We start from the raw sequence: 9,036 nt of genomic DNA, 5'->3' as shown, positions 1-9,036 counted from the left end.
GGGACCAGCCTCAGGCTCCCGACGGAGAGCCATCCGCGACGCCGGAGGCGGGCGTCCACCGCCGCGACGCGGGGGTCCGCGCGCAGCGCGGCGGTGCGGCGGTGGCCCAGACGGCGGACGCCGACGAACGCGAGGGTGGCCGCTATCCCGGAGGCCACCAGTGACCACGGGATCGCCACCGCGGGAGCGAAGAGCACAGCGGCCGAATAGGTGAAGGTCGACCGGGGGACCGGCGCCACGGTGACGATCGCGTAGGCGGAGAAGAACGCGACCGGGAACCACGGGCCCAGCTCATCCGCCCAACCGCGCAGCTGCTCCAGTCCCGGGGTCGGGACGACGGTGGCCAGCACCACCAGGGCCAGGACGACCGCCACCCACCAGATCACCCGTCCGCGCACGGGTCGACTGTAGTCGCCGGGATCGCGGAGCCCACCCCTGGTGACCCCGCACACATGGTCACGTCTCGACAGCGGGAGGGGCTGCATTAGAGTCCGTGGTGACCCCCTTCACTCCACAAGAGAACGAGGTACCGGTGTCCAGTCCGACCACAGGTCCCGACCTTCACTCCTGGTACGCCTCTGTGGGAGCCGTCCTCGCGAAGGCCGCCCGCAAGGATCCCGCCGAGATGCCCGAGGACGCCTGGCGCGCCCTCGTGGCCACGACCCGCGACGGGATCGAGGTGAACCCCCTCTACACGCGCGCCGACGAGACGCCCGAGCGCCCGGCTCCGGGGTCGTTCCCGTTCGTGCGGGGAGGGGACCGGTCGGGGCTCCCGGAGAACGGCTGGCACCTCAGCGCCAGGGTCGAGGCCAAGGGCGACCCGAGCGAGGTCAACACCTCGGTCCTGGACCTTCTCGGCCAGGGCGCGTCCGCGCTGTGGTTGCGGGTGCCGGCCGCCGACGTGGCCGCCGTCCTCAAGGACGTCTACCTGGACCTCGCGCCGGTGACCTTCGACGCCGGATCGGACCTCGTCGAGGTCACCGACGCGTTCCTCCAGCTGCTCGACCAGCGCAGGGCGGCAGGCGACGGGGTGACCGACCGGTCCGCGGTGATCGCCGACCTCGGCGCGACACCGGTCACCTCCGCGTATGCCGCGGGCGCGTCGTCGGAATCGGTCGACCTCGACGCGGCGGTCGGCCTCGCCGTCCGTGTGGCCGAGCGCGAGGAGACCCTCCGGACCTTCGTGGCCGACGGCACCGTCTTCCACGCTGACGGCGCCGGGGACGCGCAGGAGCTCGCCTACGCGGTGGCGGCGGGCCTCGAGTACGTGCGGGGACTGGTGTCGGCGGGGCTCGACGTCGAGGTCGCCCTGCGCCAGATCTCGTTCCGACTGTCCGCCACGGACGACCAGTTCGTCTCGATCGCCAAGTTCCGTGCCGGGCGCCTGATGTGGGCCCGCGTCGCCGAACTCCTGGGCGCACCCGACGCGGGGAATGCGCCGCAGCACGCCGTCACCTCCTCGGCCATGATGGCGCGACGCGACCCGTGGGTGAACATGCTGCGCACCACTCTCGCCTCGTTCGGGGCCGGGGTCGGCGGTGCCACCTCCGTCACCGTCCTGCCGTTCGACGCCTCCCTGCCCGGGGGCCTGGAGAGCGCCTCACCGGCCTTCGCCGAGCGCATCGCACGCAACACCCAACTGCTGCTGCTCGAGGAGTCCCACCTGGGGCATGTGGTCGATCCCGCCGGAGGATCCTGGTACGTCGAGTCGCTCACCGACTCGCTCGCCGAGGCCGCCTGGTCCGCGTTCCAGACCGTCGAGGCCGAGGGAGGACTCGCCGCCGCCATCGCCTCGGGGAGCGTCGCCGCCGCGATCGCCCGGGTCCGCGAGGCCCGCGATGCCGACATCGCCCACCGCACAGCGCCGATCACCGGTGTCTCCGAGTTCCCGAACCTCGCCGAGCCACCGCTCGACCCGGCTCGGCGCGGCGGGGAGGACTACCGGTACGGGCGCGACTTCGAGGCCCTGCGGGACCGTTCCGACGCGCACCTCGAGGCCACCGGCGCCCGGCCGACGATCCTGCTCGCCGGGCTCGGCCCCATGGCGGAGACCACGGGTCGGGTCACTTTCATCGCCAACCTGCTCGCGGCGGGCGGGATCGAGGCCCGCAACCCCCTGGCCACCGCGGCCGACCAGTACGCCGGGGTCCGCGAGGGGGAGGAGATCGCCGTCCTCTGCGGCGCCGACAAGCGCTACGCCACCGAGGGCCCGGAGGCCGTCCGGGCGCTGCGCGAGGCGGGTGTGACGACGGTGTACCTCGCGGGCGCCGAGAAGGGGTTCCCCGCCGACGCCGACGACCGACCGGACGGATACCTCGCGACCGGGATCAACGCCGTCGCCGCCCTGACCACCCTCCTCGACCAGCTGGGAGTGAAGTGAGATGACCACCTTCCCCGATTTCAGCATCTCTCCGCTGCGCGGGTCCACCGACGGAGCCCCCCAGCCGGGTTCCGTCGACGAGGGCCCCACGTGGGAGACCCCGGAGGGCATCGACGTCAAGCGGGTGTTCACCAAGGCGGACCGTGACGCGGTCGAGACGGGCAGTGCCCCGACCGACGACGGCGAGAAGGTCACGCCCTTCCCGCTGGACACCGTCCCGGGCGCCGCGCCGTTCCTGCGCGGTCCGTACCCGTCCATGTACGTCAACCAGCCGTGGACCATCCGGCAGTACGCCGGCTTCTCCACCGCGGCCGAGTCCAACGCCTTCTATCGCCGCAACCTCGCGGCGGGCCAGAAGGGGCTGTCGGTCGCGTTCGACCTGGCCACCCACCGCGGGTACGACTCCGACCACCCCCGGGTCGCCGGGGACGTCGGGATGGCGGGTGTGGCGATCGACTCGATCCTGGACATGCGCGAGTTGTTCGACGGGATCGACCTGTCCGCGGTCTCCGTCTCGATGACGATGAACGGCGCCGTCCTGCCGATCCTCGCGTTGTACGTGGTTGCGGCCGAGGAACAGGGGGTGGCTCCGGAGCAGCTCGCGGGGACCATCCAGAACGACATCCTCAAAGAGTTCATGGTCCGTAACACCTACATCTATCCGCCCACGCCCTCGATGCGGATCATCTCGGACATCTTCGCCTACACCTCCCGCAAGATGCCCCGGTTCAACTCGATCTCGATCTCCGGCTACCACATCCAGGAGGCCGGTGCGACGGCGGATCTGGAGTTGGCGTACACGCTCGCGGACGGCGTCGAATACCTGCGCGCCGGGCTGGACGCCGGGCTGGAGATCGACAAGTTCGCCCCTCGGCTGTCGTTCTTCTGGGCGATCGGGATGAACTTCTCCATGGAGATCGCCAAGCTGCGGGCGGGCCGCCTGCTCTGGAGTGAACTGGTGGAGAAGTTCGGACCGCAGAACGAGAAGTCCAAGTCCCTGCGGACCCATTCCCAGACCTCCGGCTGGTCGCTCACCGCCCAGGACGTGTTCAACAACGTCGCCCGCACGTGTATCGAGGCCATGGCCTCGACGCAGGGTCACACGCAGTCGTTGCACACCAACGCCCTCGACGAGGCGCTGGCGCTGCCCACCGATTTCTCCGCCCGCATCGCGCGGAACACCCAGCTCCTGCTCCAGCAGGAATCGGCGACGACCCGCCCCATCGACCCCTGGGCGGGGTCGTACTACATCGAGTGGCTCACCGCTCAGCTCGCCGACAAGGCCCGACTGCACCTCATCGAGATCGAGGAGGCGGGCGGGATGGCACAGGCGATCGGCGAGGGGATCCCCAAGCTCCGCATCGAGGAGGCCGCGGCCCGCACCCAGGCGCGGATCGACTCCGGTCGCCAGCCGGTGATCGGGGTCAACAAGTACGTCGTCACCGAGGACCAGGAGATCGAGGTCCTCAAGGTCGAGAACTCCCGCGTGCGCACCGAGCAGCTCGCCAAGCTGGACAGGCTCCGGGCTGAGCGCGACGAGGCCGCCTGCCAGGCGGCCCTGGACAGGCTCACCGAGGCCGCCGGCGGCGGGGCCGGGAGCGGTATGGAGAACAACCTCATGGCGCTGGCCATCGACGCCGCCCGCGCCCACGCGACCATCGGCGAGATCTCGGACGCGCTCGAGAAGGTCTACGGTCGACACAAGGCAGAGATCAAGACCCTGTCCGGCGTGTACCGGCAGGAGGTCTCCAAGGAGGGCGCCGTGGACAACGTCACCAAGGCGATGAAGATGGCCGAGGAGTTCGCCGAGTTGGAGGGTCGCAGGCCGCGCATCCTGTTGGCCAAGATGGGACAGGACGGCCACGACCGCGGGCAGAAGGTCGTGGGGACCGCCTTCGCCGACCTCGGCTTCGACGTGGACATGGGCCCGTTGTTCCAGACCCCGGAAGAGGTCGCCCAGCAGGCCGCGGACGCCGACGTCCACGTGGTCGGCGTGTCCTCCCTGGCCGCCGGTCACCTCACCCTGGTGCCGGCACTGCGCGAGGCGCTCGCCGCGGTGGGCCGTGCGGACATCATGGTCACCGTCGGTGGCGTCATCCCGCCCGGTGACTTCCAGGAACTCTACGACGCCGGGGCGACCGCCATCTATCCCCCCGGCACCGTGATCTCGGACGCGGCGATCGAACTGCTCGGGGCACTGGCCCGGGAACTCGGTCACGAGCTGCCCTCCGCCGGCCCGGAGTCCCCGGGATCGGACGCCGCGGGCTCGGCACCGGCGCGCCCCGGCGAAGGGGCAGGGGCGGGGGCCGAGTCCTGAACCGCCTCGGCTCCGGTCCCGATCCCGCGGGGTCGGGCAACGTCTCGGGCAGCCTGTCCACCACGCTCGGTACGGGTGCGGTCCGCGGTCCGGTCCCGTCCGCGACGGGCCCGAGGCCGCGCCGGGAGATCGACGTGGCGGCCCTCCTCGAGGGGGTGCTCGAGGATGATCGTCCCATCCTCGCCCGCGCCATCACGTTGCTCGAGTCCACGAACCCCGCACACCGCGAGAAGGCCCAGGAGTTGCTTCTCGGCGCACTCCCGCACGCCGGTGGCGCGTTGCGCATCGGGATCACCGGGGTACCGGGCGTGGGGAAGTCCACGTTCATCGAGTCCTTCGGTCTGTATCTGGTGGAGAAGGGCCACAAGGTGGCGGTCCTCGCCGTCGACCCGTCCTCCACCCGCACCGGCGGGTCGATCCTCGGCGACAAGACCCGGATGGCCACGCTCTCGACGGAACCCCGCGCCTACATCCGGCCGTCGCCGACCTCCGGCACGCTCGGAGGGGTGGCGAAGGCCACCCGCGAGACGATGGTGCTGCTCGAGGCGGCGGGATTCGACGTGATACTCGTCGAGACGGTGGGGGTGGGACAGTCCGAGGTCACCGTCGCCGGAATGGTCGACTGCTTCACGTTCCTCACCCTCGCCCGCACCGGAGACCAGCTCCAGGGCATCAAGAAGGGCGTCCTGGAGTTGGCGGACGTCGTCGCCGTCAACAAGGCCGACGGCCCCCACGTCAAGGACGCCAGACGCGCCGCGCGGGAACTCGGCGCGGCACTGCGACTCGTGCGACCGTCGGACTCGGCGTGGAAGGTGCCCGTCCTGACGATGTCGGGTCTCGAAGGTGACGGTCTGGACGACTTCTGGGATGCCGTCCGTTCGCACCAGGACACGATGGGGAAGATCGGCGAGGTCGCGGCCCGTCGAGCCCGTCAGCAGGTGGAATGGACCAGGTCGATGGTGCACGACACACTCATGGCGAGACTCGCGGCCGACCCCGAGGTGCGTCGGGTCACGGCCGATGTCGAGCGACGTGTCAGCGAGGGGACGTTGACGGCGGCCCTCGCCGCCCAGGCGATCATCGACGCCTTCGACAGCTGACGCGCCGACTCGTCGGCGAGTACGTCAGGCGTTCCACCACCTGCGGACCAGGTACTCGCGCTCGGAGGCGTTCTCCGTGAGCTGGTGGGCACGCGCCCAGGCCCGGCGCGCCTCCTCACCGCGGCCGAGTTCCTCGAGCGTCGTCGCCCGCGCCGCGTGGAACGGGTGGTGCCGCTCGAGCTCCGCCTCTCCGGCGAGGGCGTCGAGTTGCCGAAGGCCTGACTGCGGTCCGTCGCGGCGACCCACGGCCACCGCACGCGCCATCCGGACGACGGGTCCGGGTGCGAGAGCGAGGAGGAGGTCGTACAGCACCACGATCTGTGCCCAATCGGTCGACTCGACGTCTCGCGACTCCGCGTGGACCGCGGCGATCGACGCCTGCACCGAGTAGGGCCCCGGACCGCCGGCCGCGGCCTCCATCGCCAGGGCCAGCCCCTCATCCGACGCCAGACGGTCCCACCGGTCCCTGTCCTGCTCGCGCAGCGGGACGGGCAGGCCCTCGTCGTCGACCCTGGCCGGCGCGCGTGCCTCGGTGAGCAGCAGGAGCGCGAGCAGGCCCGTCGCCTCCGGCTGCCCCGGTACGAGCCTGTGCACGATCCGGGCGAGGCGGATGGCCTCCGTCGTGAGGTCCCCGCGCAGGTGGCCGTCACCGGTGGACGCGGCGTATCCCTCGGTGAAGATCAGGTAGATCACCGCGAGCACCGCGGGCAGTCGAGCCGGCAGATCATCCGGGCCGGGCGTGCGGATCGGGATCCGCGTGACCCGGAGGCGCTTCTTCGCCCGGACCAGGCGTTGCTGCACCGTCGTCACCGGGAGGAGGAAGGCGTGGGCGATCTCCGTCGTCGTCAGCCCGCCGAGGTACCGCAGGATCAGCGCCACCTGCTCGTCGGTCCTGAGCGTGGGGTGGCAGCACGCGAAGAACAGCTCGAGCCTGTCGTCAGGGATCTCGTCCGGTTCCACGACCGCACGGACCGGCGGCGCGGAGGTTCGTCGGTCCTCCTCGACCCGGAGACGCGCGAGACGCTCGGTGAGCGCCTTCTCCCGCCGGAGCCGGTCGATCGCCTTGCGGGTGGCGGTGGTCGTGAGCCACGCGAGCGGGGAGTCCGGCACCCCGGTACGGGGCCAGGCCTCGATCGCCGCTTCGAGCGCGTCCTGGGCCGCGTCCTCCGCGAGATCCAGATCCCCGAAGCGTGACGCCAGCGTGGCGAGGAGGCGCGAGTGCTCCTCGCGCCGCAGTGCGACCAGCACGTCCGACGCCGCCGGGCCCGGGGCGGTCACGGGGTCACCCCCGCGTCGCCCCGGACCCGTCGGTCCGGCATCAGAACTCCAGCATCGCGCGGACCTCGACCCGTCCGCCCCTGGCGCCGGGGCACTTGGCGGCCCAGGCCAGCGCCTCGTCGATGTCCGCCACGTCGATGACGATCGTGCCGCCCACGAACTCCCTGCTCTCGGCGTACGGACCGGACGTCACGACGGCGTCCGTCCCGCCCGCGGGGATCCTGACCGTGACGCCGGTCTCGGGGTCCTCCAGAGCGAAGCCACCGGCGAGGACGCCGGCCTTCTCCAGCTCGGCGTCGAAGGCCATGAACTCCTCGACGCCGGGCCCTTCCTCCTCGCCGCAGCGCACGTCCTCGAGGTTGGCCATAAGCAGCAGTACGTACTTCATGTCGATCTCCTGACTGGGAGTGGTGGATGCCGGCCGCGGTGTTGTGCGCCGACACCTCCATGACGAACAGCCGCCGCAAGATCGACAGGTTCGCACAATAATTCTCCGCGCTCTTCCGGATTCCGCTCCCGGGCGCACCAGGACGGGAGTCCTCAGCCGTCGGATCCACACGCTGCAGGCTCACCCACACGCGACATCACGTCCGGGAATGACGATCACGCGTGTGGATTCAGACGTGAGACGACCGAGGAGGCGGTAGAGGTCGACGCCCGGCCCGCCGACGCCCGGGGTCAGTACCGATCGTCTGTTCTCCTTCGTCGTGACCGCGAGCCTGTCCGCGGTCGTGCGGCTCACCCTACGAGAACTCGGCGCCGAATTCAGGCGTGCGGAGAGAGGAGCTTTCGCGCCGGTTCCTCGATGAACCGGTAACTGGCCGCGCCCACTGCGATCGACCCGGCCACGGTCACGGGCCAGATGGCGCCCATCCGCCGGGTCCACAGCGAGGTGCGGGTGAGCGGGAACGCGTAGTGCAGCACGATCAGGTGCCAGAGGAAGATCCCGTACGACCAGCGGCCGATCGCCTGCAGGGGTGCCGACTCCAGGACGCGGAAGCGCGTGCCCGCCGGGGCCAGGACGACCGGCCCGAGGAAGAAGAACGCCATCGCCGCGGTGAGCCCGTTGCGCGCGGCGTACTCACGGCCGCTCGGGTGGTGGAAGCCCTCGGAGAACCAGCGGGTCGACGTGGTGGCGAGCAGCGCCCCGGCGCCGGCCGTCCACCAACCCCACCTGGCATAGGATGCCCGGCTCAGTCGGGCGAGCAGTCCCGGGCGGGCGGTGGCCAGCTCGGCCAGCAGCATCCCGGAGGCGAACCAGGCGGAGAACGCCGGCGGCAGGATCTGGACGTTGATGCCCCTGGGCAGGAGCCGCAGGCGCTGCCAGGGGATCAGCGGGAACAGCAGGCCGGAGAGCCCGAAGGCGCCGACGGCGGGCAGCCGCCATCGGGCCCTGTCGCCCCGCAGGTTCCTCATCCCGGTCCACAGCGCCGGGAGCGCCAGGTAGTAGGCCATCTCGACCGCGAGTGACCAGGCGTGCGTGAGCCCGGAGACGAGAAACCTCCGCTGGTAGATCTGCGTCAGGGTGAGGTTGCGCAGCCAGACCACGGGGCCGTTGATCCGGTTCTGGGGGAGGAGCACCATGGCGACGGCGACGAGCACTGAGTACGCCGGCATGATTCGCACGAGCCGGGCCCGCAGGTAGGGGATCACCGCGCGGGCCGTTCCCGGCCGGTCGCGGCGGGCGTGGTCGGAGTGAGCCCGCCACAGCAGGAAGCCGGTCTTGGCGAAGAACACCGCGACCAGCATGTCCAGACGACCGTAGAGGCGGCGCACCGGCGTCCCGTAGGACATCCGGGTCACGAACGCGACGTGGGTGGTGATGATGCCGATCGCCGCGAGGCCGCGGAGACCCTCGAGCGCCGGGATGTGACCGCGAGCACCGGCGAGCCGCGGCTGCTGCACCCCGGTGGCCTCGGCTGCGGCGGTCTCGGGAGCGTCGGCCAGGGTCGGAGCCGCCG

7 protein-coding genes are annotated in these 9,036 nt (G+C 71.2%); 3 read left to right on the top strand and 4 right to left on the bottom strand.

What is annotated here, in order from left to right; all coding sequences use genetic code 11:
- Positions 1-398: TVP38/TMEM64 family protein (locus tag G6028_RS16510; RefSeq protein ID WP_422110542.1), on the bottom strand; the 398-nt coding region annotated here is incomplete at its 3' end.
- Between the two features lie 134 nt (positions 399-532).
- On the opposite strand from G6028_RS16510, the gene G6028_RS16505 reads away from it, so the two are divergent.
- The 3 genes from G6028_RS16505 (at position 533) to meaB (ending at position 5,797) form a co-directional block, all read left to right on the top strand.
- Positions 533-2,380, top strand: coding sequence for a methylmalonyl-CoA mutase family protein (locus G6028_RS16505; protein ID WP_338404262.1), 1,848 nt, complete (start codon positions 533-535; stop codon positions 2,378-2,380).
- Position 2,381: 1 nt separating this feature from the next.
- Positions 2,382-4,697, top strand: a complete 2,316-nt coding sequence (gene scpA / locus G6028_RS16500) for a methylmalonyl-CoA mutase (RefSeq protein ID WP_179525291.1) — start codon at positions 2,382-2,384, stop codon at positions 4,695-4,697.
- A gap of 134 nt (positions 4,698-4,831) precedes the next feature.
- A complete protein-coding gene (meaB, locus tag G6028_RS16495; protein ID WP_182659518.1) occupies positions 4,832-5,797 on the top strand; it encodes a methylmalonyl Co-A mutase-associated GTPase MeaB in 966 nt (321 codons plus the stop codon).
- Positions 5,798-5,821: 24 nt separating this feature from the next.
- Here the strand turns inward: meaB and G6028_RS16490 are convergent, their stop codons facing one another.
- The 3 genes from G6028_RS16490 to G6028_RS16480 form a co-directional block, all read right to left on the bottom strand.
- Positions 5,822-7,075, bottom strand: a complete 1,254-nt coding sequence (locus G6028_RS16490) for an RNA polymerase sigma factor (RefSeq protein WP_182659517.1) — start codon at positions 7,073-7,075, stop codon at positions 5,822-5,824.
- A 40-nt stretch (positions 7,076-7,115) separates the two neighbouring features.
- Positions 7,116-7,463 carry a YciI family protein gene (locus G6028_RS16485; RefSeq protein ID WP_179525288.1) on the bottom strand — a complete coding sequence of 116 codons (348 nt, stop codon included), beginning with the start codon at positions 7,461-7,463 and terminating at the stop codon, positions 7,116-7,118.
- Between the two features lie 377 nt (positions 7,464-7,840).
- Positions 7,841-9,036 (bottom strand): acyltransferase family protein (locus G6028_RS16480; RefSeq protein WP_182659516.1); only part of this gene is annotated, 1,196 nt, incomplete at its 5' end.

The sequence above is a fragment of the Dietzia cercidiphylli genome, assembly GCF_014145145.1.
GTDB lineage: Bacteria > Actinomycetota > Actinomycetes > Mycobacteriales > Mycobacteriaceae > Dietzia > Dietzia natronolimnaea.
This window is presented reverse-complemented; position numbering and strand designations above follow the sequence as displayed.

Coding starts and splice junctions, on each gene's coding strand:
- scpA (WP_179525291.1), top strand. CDS start 2,382: ATGACCACCTTCCCCGATTTCAGCATCTCTCCGCTGCGCGGGTCCACC.
- G6028_RS16485 (WP_179525288.1), bottom strand. CDS start 7,463: ATGAAGTACGTACTGCTGCTTATGGCCAACCTCGAGGACGTGCGCTGC.